At 44.0% G+C, this 23,262-nt stretch carries 20 protein-coding genes; 15 read left to right on the top strand and 5 right to left on the bottom strand.

The window, feature by feature from the left end:
• Positions 1 to 86: 86 nt before the first annotated feature.
• The 4 genes from A0128_RS13660 (at position 87) to A0128_RS13645 (ending at position 8,694) form a co-directional block, all read left to right on the top strand.
• Positions 87 to 3,632: a hypothetical protein gene (locus tag A0128_RS13660; protein ID WP_069608026.1), complete on the top strand. Its 3,546-nt coding sequence runs from the start codon at positions 87 to 89 to the stop codon at positions 3,630 to 3,632.
• A gap of 28 nt (positions 3,633 to 3,660) precedes the next feature.
• The gene (locus A0128_RS13655) at positions 3,661 to 6,639 is read left to right on the top strand and encodes an Ig-like domain-containing domain (protein WP_069608025.1); all 2,979 of its coding nucleotides are present in this window, start codon (positions 3,661 to 3,663) and stop codon (positions 6,637 to 6,639) included.
• A 385-nt stretch (positions 6,640 to 7,024) separates the two neighbouring features.
• Positions 7,025 to 8,482 carry an NAD(P)/FAD-dependent oxidoreductase gene (locus A0128_RS13650; RefSeq protein WP_069608024.1) on the top strand — a complete coding sequence of 486 codons (1,458 nt, stop codon included), beginning with the start codon at positions 7,025 to 7,027 and terminating at the stop codon, positions 8,480 to 8,482.
• 17 nt (positions 8,483 to 8,499) lie between these two features.
• A complete protein-coding gene (locus A0128_RS13645; protein ID WP_069608023.1) occupies positions 8,500 to 8,694 on the top strand; it encodes a hypothetical protein in 195 nt (64 codons plus the stop codon).
• Between the two features lie 192 nt (positions 8,695 to 8,886).
• Here the strand turns inward: A0128_RS13645 and A0128_RS13640 are convergent, their stop codons facing one another.
• Positions 8,887 to 9,618, bottom strand: a complete 732-nt coding sequence (locus tag A0128_RS13640; RefSeq protein ID WP_069608022.1) for a FecR family protein — start codon at positions 9,616 to 9,618, stop codon at positions 8,887 to 8,889.
• A gap of 13 nt (positions 9,619 to 9,631) precedes the next feature.
• A complete protein-coding gene (locus A0128_RS13635) occupies positions 9,632 to 11,119 on the bottom strand; it encodes a hypothetical protein (RefSeq protein WP_069608021.1) in 1,488 nt (495 codons plus the stop codon).
• Between the two features lie 223 nt (positions 11,120 to 11,342).
• Between A0128_RS13635 and A0128_RS13630 the strand changes: the two genes are divergently transcribed.
• Both A0128_RS13630 and A0128_RS13625 read left to right on the top strand, forming a co-directional pair.
• Positions 11,343 to 12,401 (top strand): sensor histidine kinase, encoded by a 1,059-nt coding sequence (locus tag A0128_RS13630; protein WP_173662773.1) that lies wholly within the window; start codon positions 11,343 to 11,345, stop codon positions 12,399 to 12,401.
• Positions 12,398 to 13,132, top strand: a complete 735-nt coding sequence (locus A0128_RS13625; protein ID WP_069608019.1) for a LytR/AlgR family response regulator transcription factor — start codon at positions 12,398 to 12,400, stop codon at positions 13,130 to 13,132. The genes A0128_RS13630 and A0128_RS13625 overlap by 4 nt, the downstream gene beginning before the upstream one ends.
• Before the next feature lie 345 nt (positions 13,133 to 13,477).
• Here the strand turns inward: A0128_RS13625 and corA are convergent, their stop codons facing one another.
• The 3 genes from corA to A0128_RS13605 form a co-directional block, all read right to left on the bottom strand.
• A complete protein-coding gene (corA, locus tag A0128_RS13620) occupies positions 13,478 to 14,497 on the bottom strand; it encodes a magnesium/cobalt transporter CorA (protein ID WP_069608018.1) in 1,020 nt (339 codons plus the stop codon).
• 508 nt (positions 14,498 to 15,005) lie between these two features.
• The gene (locus A0128_RS13610; RefSeq protein WP_069608016.1) at positions 15,006 to 15,557 is read right to left on the bottom strand and encodes a TetR/AcrR family transcriptional regulator; all 552 of its coding nucleotides are present in this window, start codon (positions 15,555 to 15,557) and stop codon (positions 15,006 to 15,008) included.
• Positions 15,558 to 15,559: 2 nt separating this feature from the next.
• Positions 15,560 to 16,363 carry an aldolase gene (locus A0128_RS13605; protein WP_069608015.1) on the bottom strand — a complete coding sequence of 268 codons (804 nt, stop codon included), beginning with the start codon at positions 16,361 to 16,363 and terminating at the stop codon, positions 15,560 to 15,562.
• An 86-nt stretch (positions 16,364 to 16,449) separates the two neighbouring features.
• On the opposite strand from A0128_RS13605, the gene lepB reads away from it, so the two are divergent.
• The 9 genes from lepB (at position 16,450) to atpA (ending at position 23,248) form a co-directional block, all read left to right on the top strand.
• Positions 16,450 to 17,451 (top strand): signal peptidase I, encoded by a 1,002-nt coding sequence (lepB, locus tag A0128_RS13600; RefSeq protein WP_069608014.1) that lies wholly within the window; start codon positions 16,450 to 16,452, stop codon positions 17,449 to 17,451.
• 4 nt (positions 17,452 to 17,455) lie between these two features.
• Positions 17,456 to 17,713 carry an AtpZ/AtpI family protein gene (locus A0128_RS13595; protein ID WP_069608013.1) on the top strand — a complete coding sequence of 86 codons (258 nt, stop codon included), beginning with the start codon at positions 17,456 to 17,458 and terminating at the stop codon, positions 17,711 to 17,713.
• A gap of 197 nt (positions 17,714 to 17,910) precedes the next feature.
• The gene (locus tag A0128_RS22135) at positions 17,911 to 18,624 is read left to right on the top strand and encodes a TPR end-of-group domain-containing protein (RefSeq protein ID WP_245667158.1); all 714 of its coding nucleotides are present in this window, start codon (positions 17,911 to 17,913) and stop codon (positions 18,622 to 18,624) included.
• 210 nt (positions 18,625 to 18,834) lie between these two features.
• Positions 18,835 to 19,164: a hypothetical protein gene (locus A0128_RS13585; protein ID WP_069608012.1), complete on the top strand. Its 330-nt coding sequence runs from the start codon at positions 18,835 to 18,837 to the stop codon at positions 19,162 to 19,164.
• Between the two features lie 95 nt (positions 19,165 to 19,259).
• A complete protein-coding gene (atpB, locus tag A0128_RS13580; protein ID WP_069608011.1) occupies positions 19,260 to 20,318 on the top strand; it encodes a F0F1 ATP synthase subunit A in 1,059 nt (352 codons plus the stop codon).
• Between the two features lie 40 nt (positions 20,319 to 20,358).
• Complete coding sequence (locus A0128_RS13575) at positions 20,359 to 20,658, top strand: ATP synthase F0 subunit C (protein ID WP_069608010.1); 300 nt, start codon at positions 20,359 to 20,361, stop codon at positions 20,656 to 20,658.
• Positions 20,659 to 20,661: 3 nt separating this feature from the next.
• Complete coding sequence (locus tag A0128_RS13570) at positions 20,662 to 21,183, top strand: F0F1 ATP synthase subunit B (protein WP_069608009.1); 522 nt, start codon at positions 20,662 to 20,664, stop codon at positions 21,181 to 21,183.
• A 3-nt stretch (positions 21,184 to 21,186) separates the two neighbouring features.
• Positions 21,187 to 21,747, top strand: a complete 561-nt coding sequence (gene atpH / locus A0128_RS13565) for an ATP synthase F1 subunit delta (protein WP_069608008.1) — start codon at positions 21,187 to 21,189, stop codon at positions 21,745 to 21,747.
• On the top strand, positions 21,737 to 23,248 hold the full coding sequence (atpA, locus tag A0128_RS13560; RefSeq protein ID WP_069608007.1) for a F0F1 ATP synthase subunit alpha: 1,512 nt from the start codon (positions 21,737 to 21,739) through the stop codon (positions 23,246 to 23,248). The genes atpH and atpA overlap by 11 nt, the downstream gene beginning before the upstream one ends.
• Positions 23,249 to 23,262 lie beyond the last annotated feature (14 nt).

Here is a 23,262-nt window from a genome sequence, read left to right as displayed (position 1 = left end):
TAATTAGAATCTAGTATATATATAAAACCCCGTAACGATCGCTACAGGGGAGTACCTCCAGGGAAACCGACGAAGAGGATTTAGGGATGAATTTGAAAAACGAAACAAAACGAAAATCGAGCTTTGCTGTGCCACTTTCTAAAAGTAGAATTCTATTTTATAGAATTCTAATGGCTTTTGCACTCTTCTTTCTCTTTTCCCTGGGATGCAAGCCTCAATCCACAAAATACGATTCTAAGATTTTTTTTGATAATATTGATTCCTATGATGGAATCACTCTTTTTACGATTTTGAACGGATTTCCGGTTCTTAAAAGTTTCTTTGTGAGTTTGGAACCGGTCGATTTCAACAAGGCTTTGGGCGATAACCTTGCAAAGGCTACCAGAGACGACAATTTAGGAACACTTCGCGCCACACAATCGGCTCTCCTTGTCAGTCGGCCGAGCATTCAAGCTCTGAGTACCGATTCCGCTTCTTTGATCGAAAAGTTGGAAACCACAAACCCGGGCGCATACGACGCGGTGCAACCTCTCTTTGAAAAAATTCGTTATTATCCGAAACCGGTGGTTCGGAATTTGGTTCCGATTTCGGCTAACGCGATTCGTCAGGAATATCTTTCTAAGAACAAGGATCAAGTCACTCAATCGATTCATAATTTTTCCAACGATCTGAAAAGTCAGAGCACTCACGATCTTCTTGTGGAAATCGAAGACGTCGCCTACAAGGGTTTGATCGCGAATACAAACGCAAGAGCCGGTGTGGAAAGTCTTCTCAACGGTTTTTTTGATCCGGTTTTGGTTGCGGATCGATCCCTCAAAGACGGTTTTATTTCCATCATCTACGACTTAGGCGAGATGATGTTTAAGAGAGCTGGTTTTTCGGATTTTAAAACTCCGAATACCGCGATGAAGGAACTCGTATTCAATCTCGATAAGTATTTTACCGCAGGTGGAGCACAGTATAACCCCGATTATAGCGATCCTTTACATCCCGCGGAACTTAAAGCTTTTATGATGGAGAGTTTTCAAAACGTTCGAACTCTTCTCGATACCGGTACGATTACCGCTACTCCCGTAAATCTTTTACAAAAGACAGCGGAGAATTTAAGTCTTTTGGATTTTGCGGCACATCCTTCGAACGTAGACGGTTCTCTCAAGGAACTCATTCGTATCGACGTGGACGGTAAAGACCGCGCCTATGACGGAACAAGCCGTTCCATGTCGGCTCTCGAAACTCTTTTTGTGGTTCTTACCATCGCAAATAACTACGGGTTTACCTGGAAGATGGGATCCACTCCGAATTACTGTCACTATGATGCGCCTCCCGCGAATACGGATTGTGAAAACGATTGGATCTCCGGGACAACCGGAGGAGAACTTACCGTCGGTGACGCGATTCATTCTTTGAAATCGGTGATGGGTTCCACGAGTTCATTCAATTTTAAGAATATTACAAATTTAAGCGGCTACAGCGGAAAAGTCTACCGAGACGGGGTAGTTCATCAGTTCGACATCAATAGCCGGGTTCTTTCCCTTTTGGAAGACAACGCTCGTGGTATTACCGCTCCCGTCACAAATCCCGCCGCTGCTAACTTTGACCGAGTTTACAACAAGACGCTTCCTTGGGCTCTAAACTGGATCAAACGTGTTACCTACGGTGGTTACGGCCCTTATTACAATAAGAACCGCAGAGACGGATCGGGAAATTTTCTTTCTCCGGACGGAACGATTACCCGCAATGCAAATCTTTCCGAAACTCTATTTCAGCCCACTTGGAATACTCATAAATACGAGGTTCAACTCAATCTCCCGGCGCCTAACAACACCAAATACGTGGGCCTCAGAGGCAACTTTCAAAATGGAGCGAACGTTCCGAATACGTATTATACGATCACCGAGATTCCAAAGACCGACGGGGAGCGTTCAGTCGATAGCGACGAGGAAGCCTTTTACAAAAATCTTCAGTGGTTGTTATATGAAAAACGGTTTGTGGCGATTCTTCCCGTACGCGCAAAGTTAGCCGCAACCGTTCAATTTGAAGAAGCCCTTTTTATTACCGGTATCGGAAACGGTCTCGTGGGAATGCTCAACCTCAAACCGAATTGTTTGCCGAGCGCCTGCGCGACGGATAACGGTAGATGGACGATCGACAATGGAAATTATGTAAAAACTTATAGCGCGGCGGGTTCGGATCTTACTTATCTTTCCAATACTCCGGGTGATTCCGTAATGCTCTTGGAAGGTTGGGGGTTTGGCGCCGACGGACAACAAGCCTTTCAGGTTACGTTCGTTTATCCGGCTCTTTGGTCTTTGATCGTTCCAAGTCCCGATTTGATCTATGGTATGTTGCCCCCAGTGATTTCGCTTAACGTTCCTGTTTTGGAAAGACTTGGCTTTACAACCGTAGGAAAGGTGATTCCGAATCAGGTAAACGCAAACTGGGCTCAGAGAAACACTTTAACTCCTCTGGTCGTCGCCTTGACGAAGGCGTTAGATGATCAAGTCTCGGGTCAACAAACCGCAGGTTTTAAGAATCCTTATACGATTCTTACCGATCTCGCTGAGATTCTTTCCAGACCTCTTGTGTTCTTTGGACCGGATACGACGGCAACCTTACCGACCAATCCCACTCCTCCTAGTTTTACTCAGATTCGTACGGTGGGAATGGCCGACGGTTTTAGAAACCCGATCGCTTCCACGATGGAATACTTTCCTCTTACAAATTCAGGAGCTCAAGAATACAGAACGATCATCAGTATTCTTTCCGAAAACACGAGACGTTTTCAAGACGGGGCTCTGAATCTAATCGGCAAAACTCAACTCCTTACGGGGCTCGTTAAATTCTTAGGTCAATTGGGTCAACCGGCGAACGTAAACGTAAAGATAAAAGTTTTTAACGGACTCAAACTTGTGATGGGAGAGATCAAACTCAACGCTGAAACTCCGACCGTCACTCAGTTCAACATCGAGACCAAGTTTACGGAATGGAGAGACAAAGTAGCGAACTACCCGACCGTCAACGGAACCAATATCTTCGATCCGCTTTGGGTCGGTGTCGACGACGTCGTCAATCTTTTCAAAGATTATCTTTCCAGAAGTTCCGGCTGGTCCATCGTCGCGAGTTTGGATTTTTTATTGGATCTTCTTTTGGATATTTCTCCGAGCAACGCGGATATCACTCAACTTTTGAACTTGGCTTCTTCTCTTTTTTACAATCCGGATAACACGAGATCATACACGATTACGAACATTCTTACACAAAGCCTTCCTCCCGTTTTGGACGCGATGGCTCCTTACGGAAGACCGCTCTATGGAACGGGTTACTATCTGGCGACAAGCGGCGGCTTTTTTTCCTATTTAGAAAATAGAATGTTTATGAATCCCGCTTTTACAACGAAGGATTTGTTTTCCGATCTGAAGAATTTTTTAAGATCGAATGTCATTCAAAACAAAGAAGATACGAATCGTTCCTTCCTATTTGCGACTGGAACTCTGATTCAACAGATGGCGGACATCTATCAAGCGGGAAGAAAGTTTAGCCCCGTCGGTTTTTATATGTATGACAATTGGAACGACGATCAGCCCACGTCGACGCTTTGGGATGATATGAACTTTATGTTTTCGGTGCAGTAGAAAGAAAGAGGATTGGGGTAAAAAAAAGATGAACAAAAATAAAAATTCAATCTCGGCGGTAATTTTAACGGTTATGATTTTTCTGGGAGCCGGTTGTAATTCGGATAAAAAAGCCGGTTCTCCCCTCAACAGCGTTCTTTCTCTTTTTGGACTTTCGACGGATACTACGGTTTCGGCTAACGTGGTTGCTCCGTATACGGAGACGGATACTCCCACGAGTCTTCCCGCAAATTTCGGAGCGGTGGCGCCCGAGGCAACACTTTTCATTGCATCCACTACGGACGTGGATCGATATAAGAGTATCGAGATCAGATTCTCTCACCCGATGAATAAAACCACCGTACAAGCGGATTTGATTTTGTCTCCAAGCGCCGGAGTTTTGGCCGGTCCGGGAAAGGGAGGAACCTTTTATTGGGCTTCCAGTTCTCGTTTGATCTTCGATCCTTATAGAGAATTTAAAACCAACGAACAATACACTCTTTCCCTTACTAACAATTCCAAGACGATCGATGGACAGGATCTTACGAGTTATTCCCAGTCCTTTACGACCGAACCGGATTATTTGATGACGAGTAAGATCAACACAACGAACACGTTAGGCGGAACTAACGACATTACGTTCAATAAGGCCACCACACCGACCTTGACTCTGACTTCTACGTTTACAAATCCTCTGACCGGAACGAATTCGATTCAGTCCATCAAACTCAAACACATGGGCGATACGAACGCGAGCGGAATCGATATATGCGCGGCTCCTCCTTGTCCGATGAACACCACGTTAACCACTAACTTGACGACGTCTGCGATTCCTCCGTTCGTAGGCGGGAACGTCTACTACTACGAAATCACAGTAGCATCCGGAAAAATTTTCAAACGTTTTGCTACATTCAATTATGGGAATGTAAATACGGCTCCGGATAACATGATCGTCAACGGAGGTTCGATCATTCTCGATCAGGCCCAGGCGATGCCGTTCTTATCAAAAGTCTTGGAAAGATTTACAGCCGGAAATTTTAAGGTAAACGGAAACACATTCAATCAGTTTGCGGATTCTCCAAAAACGAACGCGAGAAGGTCTACTTATTGTATCGACTATGATGGGATCGGAAGTTTCGCGATGCCTCAGTATATTCGAAACTATGGAGATTCCGCCACGGGTTATGGAGACGGTTACTGCGGACCTTCGGGTGAGAATCCGGGAGGTTTTACACAGGAAGGTTGTGCGACTCTGATCTTTACGAGTTGTACCGACTTTGATATCGACGTTTATATCACCGGAATTACGATCTATACCGGTGTGACTGGTTTTCCAGCTTTGAAAAACATAGGCGTCAGCATGGTCGCAAACAATACGGGAGAATTGGGTTTTCAATTTAAAGGAAAAACTCTCGCAGTCGATATGGTGATGATCGCGAGGAGCCGAGGCTCTTTGTTTCTCGTCATAGGCGCCGGAAATAGATTCGTATTTTCCACGACCGCGTATTTGAATTACAACGACTCTCCTCCTGCGGATAGGGTCACAACCGGTAAGGCGAGTCTGACGATCGATTCCAACGGAGATACTGCGTTAAACATCTTTACTCCGATCACGACTCTTTCGAATTTTGATACTACCGATTGGTCCAACAATCTTACGGTAAAGGACAGAGACGGAAGAGTGAATCAAGTGAAACTCGAAGCTACCACGAGCGGGCTTGCGGGTTGGCTCGCGGGAACAACGGAAGGCGCCGCGAACGGAATGGTTCCTTCCTTGACTCCTTTGATTACGAGATCGATGTTGCGTAACTTTATCGAAGACGTGGCTCCTTCCGTTTTGAATTCTATCATCGGATCCTTGAAGTCGCCCGGAGTGGACATCGCGCTTCCTTCTTACTTGCCGGCCCCGCTTGCAAATTTCCCATTGAACATCAAGATTAAGTTGGGTATGGATTCTCAAGTGAGAGTGACTGGCTCCAATCGAGGAATCGTAGGTTCGATCGATCTTGGAATTTCGGCGAAGAATCCGATCGGATCACCGAGAACTCACCAGGTTATGAGCGGATTTGTTGTGACAAAACCGAACGGAGCGATGAGTAATCTCTATCAGTTTTCTCAGAGTGCGGCTAACCCCGGTTTGTTGCTTTCTCTCACCGTGGATTCGATCACTCAGGCCGCGTATCATCTCTGGAAAAACAGAGCCTTGGATTTGACCATCGATAAACTTTTTATTGATACGATCAAACAATACGCCGGAACGGATCCTTTGTTTCAGTTGACCGAGTCTTTGATCAAAGTGGCTCCGATCGTAAATATCCTAGCGCCGGGAAGAGACAACTTAATAGGAATCGATCCGACGACGGGCGTTCTTGTTCCTGCGATCAACGGAACCGACGATATCGTAATCTCGGTGAGTCCGATCCATGCGCCGAACGGAGTATTAAAACCGGTTGTGGGAACGGCAAAGCCGAAGTTGGAAGTCAACTTTACTGACATTCAACTTTCGATCCGTGGAAAGAGACCGGATAATTCCACGTATCTGATCAGTACTGCTAGGGCTAGTTTGAAAGGTCTTGCCGATTTCGACTTCGTAACTTTTTCCAATCCGACGAACAATCCGGCTTACGCAAATCTAAATGCGTTGAAGATCGTAATCTCGAACGGTTCGAGTCTTTCCTACACGTTAGACATCTTGGAAGGTTCTTCCGGAGCGGGGGCTCCGAATCCGTTCGGTTTGGATCCTAAGGGAATTTTAGCGGTGGTGGATCCGCTCGTTCCTTCTTTGATCGTTCCGCTTGTTAACAACGTATTGAAGGAGATTCCTCTTCCTCCTTCTATTTCTCTTCCTGCATTGACGCACCCGACAAACGGAACCGCTTGCGGAATCATCGCGAAGACGACTCATTCGATTCTTCAGACTCTGCCGATTGTAGATACGGAACCGTATCCGTATGTGTTTGGAGGACTCAAACTCAATCCGGGCGGACCAGCGATCAGCGATCCGGGAGTTTTGATTACCTGTCCTTAATATTCAAAATCGATAAGAATATTTTTAAAGGCCGCTTTTAAAGCGGCCTTTTTTGTAAGACTATTCGCAAAAGAAAAGTAATCTTCCGATCCTTTATAGTCCGCCAACTTCGTTTAATAGTTATTCGAAATGGAAGAGTATATTCTAAAAATCTCAAGTTTCAATCGAAAGAAAGGAAAAAAAGACAGAGGAAAGGATGATCTGCAAAGCGAACGGTTTGTTCAAAGGTATCCCGACTAATGATTGAGAAATATCAATCGATTCCATGGATTTGATAAAGGGAAATGTCTTCCTTTTCTTTCTAAAAATGGTAAGTTGAATTCAATTTCCTGAATGGATCCGATTTGAAATAGAACTAGCCAGGATAATCGTCCGAGGGTATCCCATGAGAATCATCGTTTTAGGCGCCGGAGTTTCCGGTCACACCGCCGCGACACTTATCAAGCGGTATTTGGGTAAAAAGCACGAAGTCACGGTAATATCTCCGAACTCACAATGGAATTGGATTCCTTCAAATATATGGGTCGGAGTGGGAGCGATGAAGAAGGAAGAGGTGACCTTTCCTCTGAGACCCGTTTACGAAAAGTTGAAGATACAATTTATCCAAGGAAAAGCGCTCAGCATTCATCCCGAGGGAGATAAGAACGAAAGTCGACCCTTTGTAACATACGAACATACCGCCGGAAATGAAGAGGGTACGAGCGGTACTCTTACATACGATTTTTGCGTCAATGCAACCGGCCCAAAATTGAATTTTAATGCGACACCGGGACTTGGACCAGAGAACGGATTTTCTCATTCCGTTTGTACTTATTCTCACGCGGAGAATGCCGCGGTTTCGCTAAAAGCCGCGATTCAGAGGATGAAAGCCGGAGAGGAATTGAATTTCGTAATCGGAACCGGACATGGAACCTGCACCTGTCAAGGCGCGGCTTTCGAATATTTATTTAATATCGATTATGAATTGAGAAAGGAAAGGGTCAGGGATAAAGCAAAACTTCTCTGGTTGTCCAACGAATATGAGTTAGGCGATTTTGGTATGGGAGGAATGCATTTAGATCGAGGCGGATATATAACAAGTAGCAAAATTTTCACTGAATCGCTCTTTGCGGAAAGAGAGGTTCAATGGAAGACAAAGGCTCACGTTACCAGAGTGGAAAAGGATAAAATTCATTTCGTAACATTGGATGGGGAAAAAGGTTTCGTAAAATCGGATTTTACGATGTTGATTCCTCCGTTTGCGGGAGTTGGGTTAAAGGCGTTTTCAAAATCGAGCGAGGATATCACCGAAAGAATGTTCGCTCCGAACGGAATGATGAAGGTAGATGCAGACTACGGCGTGAAAAATTTTGAAAAATGGGATCCGAACGATTGGCCGAAAAATTATCAGAGTCCATTGTATTCAAACGTATTTGCTATAGGGATTGCCTTTGCGCCGCCTCATCCAATTTCGAAAATCATGAAGACGAAGGATGGAACTCAGATTTCTCCTACACCCCCTCGAACCGGTATGCCTTCCGCAACGATGGGGAAGGCGGTGGCAAAGAGTATTGCGGATATGATTCGTTCAGGAAAAAAAACTCCTACGCACACGGCATCGATGGCGGAGATGGGCGCCGCTTGTGTTGCTTCAGCTGGCAAAGGATTCTTCGACGGAGGCGCCGCTTCAATGACGGTTTATCCGATTGTCCCAGACTACAAAAAATACCCGAAAATCGGAAGGTCTTTGCGGTATACGACCGGTGAGATTGGTCTAGCCGGTCACTGGATCAAAACGATTCTTCACTATATGTTTCTATACAAAGCAAAAGGAAAATTCGGTTGGTGGATCATTCCTGAATAAGAATTGGAGAAGGAAGAATGGAGACACAAGAAGAGACAGAACTCGTTCTCGATAGCAACGAGAAATTAAGAGACGCCTATACCCAAGGCGATTTTACATCGGTTCCAAACGGCATCACTCGATATTTTAGAACTGCCTTACTCTGGCAACTCTGGAGATTTATATGGATTAACTTTAGAATGACTCTGATGATTTTGAAGTCGCATCACTGAGATAAGATTCCAGATACTTTTTTAAGAACGGTATTTAGCGTAGAGGAATAAGGGGAAAGTGAAAGGATTTCGTATTAAATCTTATTTTCCAAGGGATTCTTTTTTGAAAATGCGGTCGGCGTTTAAAACACAAAAAAGGCCCGGGGGGAAACCGGGCCGAAACAAATGTTGTGGTTCTGGTCTTCTAAGAAACTACTGTTTGCCGTAAGTCTCGTCCTTTTGAACGTCGTCGGGAGGAGTCCATCCTTCCGGAGTGTGGCATGATAGACAGTTTTTAAGAGAAGCGTTCTTTTTTAATCTCGCTTCAAAGCCGGAAAGGGCTTTTAACTTCTTTATAATTCCTTCATATTCAACTTTCTTCATCTCCGAATCTTTTGCGGCGACCATCGTTCCTTTTCCTTTCTCTTGAAGAATTTCCTTTCCTTCCGAATCGGAAACGGCTACCGTTCCTTCACAGGTGCAAAAAGAAGAATCTTTTGTCTTTGGATCGAACAACACGGAGAAAGACGTTCCTCTTACTCCGGCTGTGGAAGTCGCAGTCGCAACGTTGAACTTTCTTCCCTTTAGTCCGACCACCTTAAACCAAGCAAACCCCTGGTTCACTTCGATTCTTCCGTCTTTGGATTCTCCGTGAAGGCTCGCGAGTTTGATCTTGCTGTTCTGCTGGATTTTAAATTCGGAACCCTTGTATACGACGGTAAGTCTGGATCCGTTCCCGGTAGAAATCAAATCTCCTTCGTCCACAAAGTCATTGGATTTGAGAGGTTCCCAGGCGCTCTTGCCCGATTTTTGAACATGAGCTTTTCCTAATAAAAAGCCTACTTTCGCATCGCCTGTTTTTGTTTCCTGACTGAGGAGCACAATCGAACCCCCGGTCATGGTGAGTGATATCAATATCGACGCGATCTTTACCTTGTGATTCATACAATCTCCTAATTTAAAACTCTATGGTAGCTCTTAAAAGAATCCACCTGTCTAATGCGGAGTAGGCGACTACTCCGAAATTTCCAACTCCGCTAAATTGCGCCAAATAATCTTTTTGAGTCCTCGCGTTTCCCGCTTGGTCCATGTATACGTTTTGTCCGACTCCGTTTGAATCGAAGTTTTTATTTTCAACATAACCCAATGCTAATTTAAACTGAGGCGAGACCAACCATTCCAAAAAGACACTCACTCTTCTAAACGAACTCTTGCTTGAATACCCGTTTGAATTCGTTTCGGTTAAAACATTTTGAATCTGCGGTGATAACGGTGCGTTTGAAGTTGGAACTCCAAGTCCGGGAAGCAATTCTTTCTGAGTTGTTTCCGTAGTTCCGAGTGTTCCGTTGCTGCCTGTTCCTCTTTCATATCTTCCTAAGAGCGAAAAGTCTCCGAGTCCGAGGGAAAGCCACGCGTAAGCGCTTCTTCCATAACTATCCTTTCCGTAAACGAGAGGAGTGGAATAGAGTTGCATACGATCTCTGATCTCTCCTCCGTTTTGTCTTTTGAAAAAAGCCCCTAATCCTAAATTCCATTTGAGAGAACCGGTCCAAACAAAATTGACTTCCGAACCCGCTGTATCCGATTGTAAGGTCCGTTTATTTTTTACGAGAACCGTGTTTAGATTTAGGTCGTTCGGAAGACAACCGGTCTTTCCTTCATAACATTCATAACCGGCGGAACCGAATGCATTCTCTCTTCTGTAAAAAAGATGAAAGCCGGCTTTTGTTTTATCGTCTAACTGCGGTTCAACGGACAATCTCGCCGAGACGTCCATTCCCGCAGAACCGATGTTTTGAGCCTCTCTATAACCTTCTCCGTTGCTCACCATCAACTGGGAGCTAACGATCGACCATTTTCCCGTGGCGCTCAGTCCGATATCGGCGGGTTGCGGAGCAAATCCTAGGGATTCTAAAGGCGCGCGGTCGATATATCTCCATTTCCAATAATTGCTCCACTGCGTATATGTATGAGGAAGTTCCTGCATTCCGAAATTAAGAGTATAACTTCCTAAGGATGTTTCCCAGGTTTTTTTAACACTCGCACGACGAACGCTCAGAATATAAGGATTTTGTTTTGTTCCACCGTCCGTTCGTGTATCCGATGTTAGCTGAGAATTGCGGATCAATTCTCCCCAGAGCTCGGTTTGTATTCCGGTTTCTTGAAACGTTTTCGAGATCATGAGCAAGGTCCAAGGAGTAGAAAAGCCGGATTTATCGTTCTGGCTCATATAAGGATTTGCGGGCGCATTTAGTCCCGTTGTAGCCATAGCGTTTGGTTCGTTTTGTATTTTAGAACCGTAAGAAGGCGAGATCACGGCTCTTACGTCTAAGCCGTAATAAGCGTCCGGTTCGTCTTTTTTCGTTGTAACCACTTGTTCAGCGTTCATTGTCTGGACCAGAAAGATGGATAAAAACAGAATGAGGTAGATTTGAATTCTTTTCATGATTCCCCTGAACCGTTACTAAGAAAAAAAAACTTTTTTCCGTCAATTTTTTCTGTGTTTTCATCCCTCATCTTTCTTCTTAAAAAAAACGAAGAAAGGCAATTCTTTTCCTGAAAATATGTCTGTGTTGGAAATGAACTCCATTTTTTAGGGAATTAAGGGATCAAATCGGGAATGACGAGAAATAAATTATGAGCTTAAATGCTCTGCTAAGCAGGTGAAAATGATAAACTCCGGCCGTCGCATACGTTGGTTTAAACTATTCTTTTGGTTCTCCATCAACACAGTGATCGGGACGATGAATTCTCTCCTGATCGCCCACAATTCCAATTCTCCATTTTGGAAAGTTTTTCTTGCGACTCAGATTACGACTCATTTCGTATGCGGGATCGTTGAGATGACCGTGGAATCTCTGAATTCTTCCGGTCATAAACACGGATTTTTAAAATCGGGATTCACTTTGCTTCTCGCTTCTTGTTTCGCGGCTATCATCGGAGTTGCAGCAGGAGGAATTCTTCACGCGATCGCTCTTTCCGATGAAAGTCCCGGAAGAGAACACGGAGGTTCTTATAACATTCTTCTGAGCTCTTTGATCCTTGCGCTTTTTATTTCAGTTTTGGAGAAGTCGATGCAGATCCTCATCGAAAAGAAAAAAGAATCCGAAAGCGCTCTCAAAGATCTTCACTATGCGGCCTTACAATCTCGGATGGATCCGCACTATCTATTCAATACTTTGAATACGATTCACGCGTTATTGGAAATCGATCCGGTAAGAGCGGACCGAGCGATTTTATTGTTATCGGATTCGTATCGATTTTTAACGGAAAGGCATTCCGCAAGATTGGTTTCCTTTAAGGAAGAATGGGATTTTACAAAAAATTATCTCGAACTTCAGAAGATTCGATTTGCGGATTTTATGGAACTCAAGATGGAAAGTGACGGAGATTTTTCAGGAATTTCGATTCCTCCTCTTTCGATTCAACCTCTTGTGGAGAACAGTTTTAAACATTCTGAAAGCTCCGCGAACATTCAGAGAAAAATTTATGTGAAAGCGATAACCAGAGACGGAAGAATCCGAATTTCCGTCGAAGATAACGGAACCATCTCTACATCCAAAAGAGAATATACGAGTCCCACTGGAGGTGGATTTGGAATGAGCGCGATAAGAAGTACACTAAGAAACATACAAGCAAGGCTTGACTATAATTTTAGAGACGCTATATTGAAATTAGAAGAAGGGAAATCCGGAGGAACTACGGTTCTCCTTGAGTATTCAATATGAACGAATCAAATTTTAGCGTGTTGATCGTGGAAGACGAAGTTCCCGCGAGGGAACTCTTGAGAAAGTATCTGGAAGAATGGCCTTCCTTTAAGATTGAAGCCGTCGTAGGGAACGGGCGTCAGGCGCTTGAAATTTTAGATCGAAAGGCTTTTGATCTGATCTTCTTGGACGTGAATCTTCCCGAAAAATCAGGGATTCAAGTTTTGGAAGAGAGGGGAAAGGTGGCTCCGGCGCTTGTGTTTACTACCGCGTATCGGGATCACGCGTTACAAGCTTTTGAGGCAGGGGCTCTGGACTATCTTCTCAAACCTTATTCCAGAGAACGATTTCGAGAAACGATGACAAGAGCTGAAGAATTTTTATCCGTTCGAAAGAAAGGAAACAAAGTAGAATCCTTTTTGTTTTTTCGAGAGTCGGGTGTTTTACATAGGCTTTCTCTTTCCAAACTCCTTTATCTCACCGCAAACGGTAAGAAGTGTGTCCTTCACAGTTTGGAGAAAGATCACGAAACTTCCAAACTTTTGGGAGATATGGAAGCCGAACTTCCTTCCGATCGTTTTTTAAGAATTCATAAAAAATATATTCTAAATTTAGAATATATTTCCGGTATGAAGTCGAACGCGGGCGGCGGCTATGAGGTTTTTTTGAACGACGAAGACGAAACGGTTCTTCCCGTCGGTCGAGAATACGTTTCCAACCTCAGAGAAAGATTTCGAGAAAACGGAGTTTGATCATCGAGACTTTAGCGGAACTTCACGTCCAAACTTTAAATACAAACCTCTTTTTGTAAGAATCGGTTTGTCGGAACAAGCGATTCCAATTGAAAAAGAAGTCGCTCGGATACGATCCGAAGTTCTTCTTTGGTATCGTTTTTGTTAAAGAAGTATAAATATTAAGATAAAAATGGGAGCATTTTCTATTCCCGCTTTTGTTTTAGGGCGCTTTCTTTTCGGAGGCGCTTCGAGTCATTTTTAAAAAAGAATCCTAACAATTTAGATTTTTAAGAATGGAATACAAAAATTCTTATCTCACAAATTGATTTCGTTTTTAGGAATCGGATTGGATTTTTAAAAACCTTATCCCTTGAACCAATGTTTTTTTCGAAACCAGTAGATCATTCCGGGTGGGATGAGGCTGGCTCCTAAGACCGTGCAGAAAAGAAAAAAAGTGCTGTCATACGGAATCGCAGTAAAGTTCATTCCAAAAAAACCGGTGAGAAAGGTAAGGGGCATAAAGATCAAGCTGATCAGAGTGAGTCTTTTTACTACGTCGTTTGTTCTTTGAGAGATCACTGAAAAGTATGCATCCATCGTGTTCCCCAAAAGATCACGATCCATATCGATTGTTTCATACAAACGGCTGAGGTGATCGTAGACGTCTCGAAAGTAGATTTGAATTTTCGGACTTAAAAAATGGCTGTCTCTTCGGATTAAACTGTTTACGATCTCTCTTTGCGGGGAAAGGACTCTTCGAATTCGGGTGAGGTTTCTTTTGAGATAGAGAATTCCGGCGATGGTCTGTTGGCTGTCTTGGTTGACCAAGATCTGAGTTTCGGTTTTTACGATTTCTTCACTCATCTTATCCAAGATCGGAAAGTTCGAGTCCACGGTCTGATCAAAGAGTAGATAGAGAATCTGATCCGTTCCTCGGGAAAGGGGATTTCCCTGTGACATACAACGTGCTCTGAGTTGTTCAATGAGAGGTTCTTCTTTTTGATGTACGGTAACTACGAACTTCTCATTGAAAAAGATATGAATCTCGTTGCTTCTAAGGATCTTTTTCTCCGCGTCGTATTGGAAACGATGGAGAACGATAAAAATATACGATCCGTATTCGTCGAGCTTGGGTCTTTGATTTTTATTGATACAATCTTCGATCGCTAACGGATGAAAATTGCATTCTCTCGCTAGAAAATCGAGATCGCTTCCTTCTGCGGAATCCAGGTCGATCCAGACAAGGCCTTTGGAACAAAGCCATTCCAATTCCGGAAGTCCGGGAGGTTTTTCTCCGGCTTCGAGTAAGGCCTCGCAAGGACCCGAGACGGATTTTTCTAAATTTCCTTCCGGAAAAAATTCTGTAAATAAGATCCGTTTCAATTGATTTCCCGGACTGAGGCTAACTTGGAAAGTTTCTCTGGCAAGGAAATTATCCTCCGATACGCGTCTTCGATGTTACTCAGGACAAGTCGGTCGCTGGGAGGGAAAAGATTTGGAATGTGCAATTCTTTTTTATGACTGGAACTAATTGTTCCGACAAACCATCCGCCGTAAAATCTTCTTGAAATCGGACTTTAAGTCCGTTTGGAGTCAGATCGGCGGAAGGACAAAAGCTTCGATGGATTCAATTTTTTTTAAGAAGAACTCGGACTTGAGAAAGAATGGGCGGACTTGTCCCGCAAGGTTTGTCAGAGTTCCTACAATTTTGTAGAGGAAAAAATGTCGCTCGTAGAATTTGCTTTTTTGCGCTAAAGACAAGTCTCGCACTTTTTCCCACGAACCTGCCAACCTCCACCCAAAACTCAGTGCGTAGCTCCCGATGGGTCGCTACGCAGGGAGGGGCGCGAACTTTTTCACGGTGAATGTCGGAACTACGACAAATCTTCCGTTAGGTATTCTTCAGAGTATAGACGAGGTAGTTCTTAAAGTCGTCAAGGGTGAATTCTTTTTTGTTTGTGAGGTAGTTGATCATATAACCGATCGTAGTCGACGCGAGATTTTTGATTTCAAATTCGCTGTAGTTCGGTTTGATTACTCGGATTGTTTTTTTGGAAGTTTCAAAAAAGATCATATTAACGAGGTGGATGTTTCTTCGTTTTAGTCTATGAATCTTTGGTTGTAACATCAGATTCCAATAGAGACGGAGATAATCCTCGTTTTCTTTTACGAGAGTGATGAGACTTTCCGAAACGAGGGAGATCACGTCCTCTCTCGAAGCGTTTGCGACGAGTTCGTCCGGAATATAACGTTTTAGAATTTTATCATGTGATTCGATGATTCCTTCCAAGATCGCTTCTTTGGAATCGAAGTATCGATACGCGAGACCGAGAGACATTCCAGCCTTCGACGCGACCTGTCTCATCGTGGTTCCGTGATATCCCTGTTCGGAGAAAAGTTTCAGGGAAGTTTTTAGAATGAGGTCTCGAGTATCCTTCGCCATTCTTATCGAATCGAGTAGAGGACCTTTCTCGCACCGATTCTTTCCCGATTGGTTTCCATTCGATTCTTATAAGAAAAAGCCTTTTCGGGTTTAAATACGGAGAAGAGGTCGTAGAGTTCGATCTCAAAGAACAACATCGCTTCTGCGACTTCTTCCGGATTCTTTTTCATCGCTTCCGCGACGTTTACGACAACGTGTCTGGAATTGATGAGGTCCGGTCCTATGATTTCGGAGATCTTTCTAAAGTTCGATTTTGTGATCGTCCCGCCGACGGAAGTTCTCTTTCCCCGTTCTCTCGAAAGATAGACGATATTTTTTGTGACTCTCATCACTTCTTCGTCGTCCGGGATCAGATCCATGGACGCGGAAAGATCCGAGCGAGCCGCTGTGACTTGGTCCAGGTCTTGAAATGCGCGGGAGTCCGCGATTTCGATCAAATTTTTATAACCCGTTATGGTTTCCAAGTTGATCGACTTCGATATTTTTCCGTAGTTCACGGGAGTGAGCATACTTTTGAGAGTTTGTATAAAATTTTTGAGTGCGTAAGAAGATTCGATCATAGGGGCGCAGATTCCTTCGATCTCTTCTTTGACGAGCATCCGGATATCCGTCCTTGCCTCGGGCCCGCCGATCTTCACGGTAACCGGAATGATATCCTTGGCCGCCAGGTGGAGAATTCGGATTTCATCCGCGTCCATATCCTCGGTTTCGGTCCCGCCTTTTAACCCGCAGATCGGATATTGATCCGTGAGAGAAACGAGGGTTCTTCTGATTTCGATGAGTTTACGGTCTATCTGCTCTTTCACATAGAAAGTATCGGTGATTTTTGAAAAACCGATAGAATTTTTAAGGCAGGATTGACAACTGAAGTGAGATTCTTTTTGCTTTCCCTATGAACCTGGAACCCGAGGTAAAATCAAAAGATTCCTCCATTGGGGAAGAATCTCCGATTAGCTCTACTCTATCCTTTATTCTCATCGTGATCCTGGTATTTGCCTTCAAATCCTCGGTTTTAGACGCGAATAATATCCCCTCCGGATCGATGATTCCTACCCTTAAAATCGGGGATTTTCTCTTCGTAAACAAGATGAGATATTCGATTCGAATGCCTTTTACCGAAGCCGAACTCTTTCGAATCGATAACCCGAAACGCGGAGATATCGTCACGTTTGCGCCACCGCAGAGAGCTCTCAATTTGGGAGATACCCGCGACGGATTTTTCGCGAAACGTTATGTGAAACGGGTCATCGGACTTCCGGGAGACACGATTCGAATCAGTTCCAAATTTCTTTCCACAAAAAAAGGAAACGTGAACTATTCCGTCATCGAATACAAGGAAAAAGGTTCGGATACGTTTCAAGGTTACGACCCTGTCGAAGTGGAAGAGGGGGAATTGCTGGGAGATCTCGACAATCTCTACGCTCCTACACGATCCTTATTCTTAGAAAAAAAACCGGGCTTTGAACACTTCGTCTTAGAAGGTTACGAAGAAGATAGAAAGCGCCTCGACGGATACGAATGTAATTTTTCGATCGGTTGTGAAATCCCGGAAAATCAATACATGGTCGTCGGAGACAACCGTGACGATTCTCACGATTCTCGCGCCTGGGGTTTCGTAAAAAGAGAAGACATTCTCGGGAAAGCGCTCGTGATTTATTTTTCCATCAATTGGAAAGACAACGTCTGCGAATACAAGAGCGGAAAAGAACTCGCGGAAAAAGGGCCCGAATTCGCCGAACGTTATCAAGGCGAAGACCTCGTAAAAAATTGCCATCCTTCCGAGATCGGACTCGTGAGAGAAGAGAGCAAAGCGGGCTGGATCGAGAGAACCGTACGTTATCGACTCTGGAGAATGGAAATTCGCTGGAATCGAATCGGAACGATTCTACGATAAACTCATGTCTGAGAAGAATTTAGAACCTAAGGATTCGTCCGGATTTCAGAAAGAATCCAAACCTCCGGAGAAAGAAGTTTCTCCTTGGGAATTTGCCGGTTTGGGAATGGAATTCGGTTTGATCGTGGTAGGTTCCGTTTATCTCGGAAATTTCCTGGATGGGAAGTTTCATTCTTCTCCTTTCGGACTTTTAGCGGCCTGTCTACTCGGATTCTCTTACGGAATCTATTATATTATCTATCGAACAACTCTCAAAAAGTAGAATGTAGAACGGGAAATCGTTTCTATATCAGAAAATTCTTCTTTTCTAAAGTTCTATCTTATAATCCTATCATGGACGGAACTCCGGCCAATTTTTTTAGGAAGACTTTTACTTCTTCCATTCGACAAATTCAAATCCTCCGCTTAAAAAAAGAGGAAAATTTTTGGGAAGGTTTGTCATAGGAATACGGCTGACCTATGTATATAAACCCATTTCGAACTTCTATCCTTCTTCTTTGCATTCTCTTGGAATGGAATTGTCTTTCTTTTGCAAAGAAGGACCGGGAGGAGCGCTGGACGGAAGTGATGAACGGAATCGAATCCGCAAATCCGGAAATCGCCAATCAATGGGAAAAAAAATCCCGTCTTTTTTTGGAATCTTTAGTTGAGGATTCTGCGGAGCTCCGAGAGAAACTTAGGAATTTTATTCTTTCTGAAAGTGCGAGAAGATTCAACGATTCTCTTTCCAAAAAAGAATTCGAACGCGCTTCTTGGATCGCGAGAATTTTTAGCGAAACGGTTCCCGTTCTCGGGATCGGAGAAGCCGCGGTGGAAGGAATCAAATCGAAGAACGTCTATTCCGCGAGAGAATACTTTGCCGCGGATCTCATCGCCTATTCGGGACAAACAAAGGATTTTCGATTTTTTTCTCTGATTACTCAGATGATTCCCAACCCGATCAGCGATCCAAGACTCGCTTTCAATCTTTCCTGTCTTCACGCGCTCAACGGTAACAAACAAGAAATGCTTCAGTATATGAAGATCGCGCTTTTTCTCGGAAAGGAATCCGTAGAATTTGAAAAGGATTCCGACTTCAATGCCTTTCGTTCCGATCCCGATTTTATAAGAATGCTCTGGGAAGGCCCCGCTCTCGATCCGTCTTTGATTCCTCCGGAGGAAAGATCGAAATAGGCGAGTCCGTCCGAGTTTGGAAAAGTAGGAACTCCTTTCCTTTCCCTCCGATTTCGTTGCAATCCTTTGTCGGACCAAAGGCAAGTTCTTTCGATTCTCGAAAAAGTAGGAACTCACACCATTCTAAACTTCGAAATAAAATTCTAATATCTTTCTCAAAAGCGCTTGTCCTTTCTTGAATAAACTCGTTTCAAAAAGGAAACAACAGTGATGAATTGGAAGAAATATCTCATCGGACTTGGAGTCCTTACTCTAGTTTTGGTCGTCGTCTTCGGAGTTTATTTTCCGGAACGGAAATTTCTTTCCGGAAGTATTCTCGCGTTATTCTTACTCTTTCCTTTTTATCTCCTTAAGATCTTTGCGATCCTCAAATATCCCAAAAACGGAGTAAATATTCAAATGGGCATAATGACGGTCTCTTTCTTTTGCAATGGAATCGGTCTTTGGATAGGAGTTTCACAGAACGATGGTTCTGATTTTATAATTGGTTTTTTTATTGCCCATTTCAGCCACTTTCTAATAGTTGTATTCGCGAGCTGAATCTTCCGGATCCCGTTGCAATAAAAAGAAAACCGGAATGTCGCCAATTCTGTGCCGGTGGTTTTCGTTACAACGATCCACTATTGACTCGAAAAATGAATCTAAACCAGACTTCTTTTATGACAAAAAAGTTAATCTTCTTTGCGTTCTTAGTTATACTACTTCAATTCCCTATCTTTGCGTCCGAGGAATCTTCTCATAAAGAAAAGGCCTTCGATCTCAATGAAGTCATCGTCCATCACTTGATGGATAACCCTGAGTTTCCTTTTAACTTAGGCGGCGTCCAGGTGTTCGAAGGAGAATCGGGCTTTGATCCAAAGAACGCTTCGATCTTTACCGATCACGAAAACGGAAAACGTTTTCACTACGTCGGCGGTTTTGATATGCACATCACAAAACGCGTAACTATGATGTGGATCGTAGCTCTTCTTCTTTTTCTTATCTTTATTCCCGCGGCTCGAATCATCGCGAGGAATCCTCTGAAAGTTCAGTCTCGTTTTGCGAACACTGTGGAAGTTTTTGTAAACTTTCTCAAAAAAGACATCGTGGATGAAAGTATGCACGGACACGGTCACGGCTATTATCACTACATCTTCACGTTATTCTTCTTTATTCTCTTTTGTAATTTGATGGGACTTGTTCCTCCGGTCGGAGAACTTCTCGCTGTCGTGGGAGAATCTGCGGGAATCATCCACGTAGATCACCACAACATGCCTCTCGTAGCAAAACTCTGGAGTGGAATTACGGTTACCGGTGATATCTCGGTAACGATGACTCTTGCTCTTCTTACGATGCTTTTGATCTACAGCGCCGGCTTTATTTACCAAGGACCAAAGTTTATCTGGCATTCCGTTCCAAACGGAGTTCCTCTTCCGCTTTATTTGATCATGTGGCCTCTGGAGTTTATCGTTTCTCCAATGGCAAAAACATTCGCACTTACCGTGCGTCTTTTGGCAAACATGACAGCGGGACACGTTATCATTCTCGCTCTGATGGGTTTTATCTTTCAGTTTCAATCTTGGGGAATCGTTCCCGTTTCGGTGATCGGTTCCGGATTGATTTATGTTCTGGAGATCTTTGTGGCTTTTCTCCAGGCATACATTTTCGTATTGCTTACTTCCTTATTCGTTGGATTAAGCATGCATAGGCATTGATTGTAGAATATTGCAATAAACACAGGAGGCAATGGGCAATATGGAATTTGGATTAGGATATATTGGTGTAGGAATCGCTGCAGGAGTCGCAATTCTCGGAGCGGCACTCGGAATCGGAAGAATCGGTGGTTCTGCTACTGAAGGAATTTCAAGACAACCAGAAGCTGGTGGAAAGATTCAAACTGCAATGATTATCGCTGCAGCCTTGATTGAAGGCGCTGCTCTGTTTGCTCTCGTAATCGCTTTCCAAGCTGCGGGAACTCTAAACGAAGGTTTGAAAGCTACTGTTGAATTCCAAACAAAAGCTTCCGCACCTGCTACTGAAGAAAAAGGAAAGTAAAACTTGGTACTCTTAGCTGCTAAGGGATTAAGCCTCCTAGATGTAAACCCGGGTCTGGTAGTCTGGACTCTGGTTACCTTTCTAGTCGTAGTCTTAGTTCTGAAAAAGTTTGCCTGGGATGTGATTCTGAAAGCGCTCGATGAAAGAGCGGAAACCGTTCAGAATGATATCAAAAAGGCCTCAGAACTCCGTTCGGAAGCGGAAGCTCTCCTAAAGGATTACGAAGCTAGGTTGAACTCTGCCAAAGACGAGGCGAACGCGATTGTTGCGGAAGCCAAGTCGGATGCTCTGAAACTGAAGGCCAAACTTCTCGAAGAGACAAATTCGGAAGTGAAAGCCCAGAAAGATCAGGCAGTGAAAGAGATCGAACTCGCTAAAGGAAAGGCTTTGGAACAATTGCAATCACAGATAGTCGAGATGAGTATCTCCGTTGCAAGCAAGGTTCTTGAAAAACAATTAAAAGCGGAAGACTACAAAGCTTTTATTGAAAACGAACTAGACCAACTCAAAAAATTGAGCGCATAAACAATGAACGACTCCGGTGTCTCGAAAATATACGCGTCTGCCCTTTTGGGAGCAACAACCGCTCCGGAAGAAGTGGAACAGGAACTCGCGGATTTAGTTCAGCTCCTTTTTCAAGAGGATAAAATCAGGAATTTCTTTCTTTCTCCTACGGTTTCGATCGACGAAAAAGAAACGATTCTTGTAAAAAATCTCCGGGGGAAAGTAACGGAAATCATTCTGAATTTTCTCGGAGTGCTTTTAAAAAAAGGAAGATTCATCAGTCTTCCTGAGATTCAAAAACAATTCACGGAAGAGCTGGATAAAAAAAGAGGAAGAGTTCGCGCGCAAGTAAGAAGTTATCCTTCTTTAGAACCTTCTCAAATTACCAAACTCGGATCCATTCTTACGGAAAAATTCAAATCAGAATTCATTCTGGAAGCTTCAGAAGATAAATCTCTTCTGGGTGGATTTGTCGTACAATTCAATGACTTAAAAATCGAAAAGTCAATCGCTTCCCAGCTGGGGGAAATCAAGAAAGCCATGCTGGAAAAGAAATTACCGGTTGGAGCCATCTATGAAAATTAAAACAGACGAAATCACGTCCGTTCTCAAACAGGAAATTTTAAATTATAAGAAAGATCTCAGTGTCGAAGAAGTCGGTACGGTTTTAGAAATCGGAGACGGAATCGCCAGAGTGTACGGACTCAAGAATGTGATGTCCGGTGAGATGGTCGAATTTCAAAACGGAATCTTCGGACAGGCGTTCAACCTGGAAGAAAATTCAGTGGGTGTGGTTGTTTACGGAAACTACCTCGAAATCCAAGAGGGATTCACCGTAAAAAGAACCAACCGAATTCTCGAAGTTCCCGTGGGTCCTGAACTTCTCGGAAGAGTTGTGAACCCTCTGGGGGAACCTCTCGACGGAAAAGGTCCGATCAGCGCAAAACTCACAAGACCGGTAGAATCTCCAGCTCCCGGGATCGCGATGAGACAACCCGTTGCTGAACCGATGCAAACCGGTATCAAAGCGATCGACGCGATGATTCCAGTGGGTCGCGGTCAGAGAGAGTTGATCATCGGTGACCGTGGAACGGGTAAAACTTCCATCGCGCTCGATACAATCATCAATCAAAAAGGAACCGGAGTTGTCTGCGTTTACGTAGCGATCGGTCAGAAAGCTTCCACTGTGGCTTCTACCGTGGAAATGCTCCGCAACAAAGGCGCTCTCGAATATACGATCGTAGTTTCCGCAACTGCCGCGGAACCTGCACCGCTTCAATACATCGCTCCTTATTCAGGATGTAGTATGGCGGAATACTTTATGTATAACGAAAAAAAAGCGACCCTCGTTGTTTACGATGACCTTTCAAAACAAGCGGTTGCTTATCGCCAGATGTCTCTTCTTCTTCGTCGTCCTCCGGGTCGGGAAGCGTATCCTGGAGACGTATTCTATCTTCACTCCAGACTTCTCGAAAGAGCGGCGAAACTCGACGACAAATACGGCGCGGGTTCTTTGACTGCACTTCCAATCATCGAGACTCAGGAAGGTGAAGTTTCAGCTTACATTCCTACAAACGTGATTTCGATCACGGACGGACAGATTTATCTTCAGTCCAACTTGTTCGCATCCGGTAACCGTCCTGCGGTAGACGTGGGAATTTCGGTTTCTCGGGTGGGTTCTGCGGCGCAGATCAAAGCGATGAAACAAGTAGCGGGAAAGATGAAACTCGAACTCGCGCAGTTCCGCGACTTGGAAGCATTCGCTCAGCTCGGAACCGAACTCGATCCTGCTACGCAGGCTCAGCTCGATCGCGGGAATCGAATCGTACAAATGCTCAAACAACCGGTGTCTTCTCCGTTCCCGGTGGAAGAACAAGTTGTGGAAATCTTCGCTGTGACTCGCGGTTTTATGGATAAGATTCCTGTGGCGAAAGTTCAGGAATACGGAAAGTATCTCTTAACCACGATCAAAGAAAAATATACAGAAGTTTTGGACGCGATCCGCAAAGAAAAGAAAATCTCCGACGAAGAAAAACTCGGGGAAGTTCTGAGCGCAATCGCTGACGAATTTTTAAGAAAGCACTGAGATAGAGGTTCGCT

It is taken from the genome of Leptospira tipperaryensis, from assembly GCF_001729245.1.
Taxonomy (GTDB): Bacteria; Spirochaetota; Leptospiria; order Leptospirales; family Leptospiraceae; genus Leptospira; species Leptospira tipperaryensis.
The sequence above is the reverse complement of the archived record's forward strand: the minus strand, read 5'-3'. Positions and strand labels throughout refer to the sequence as shown.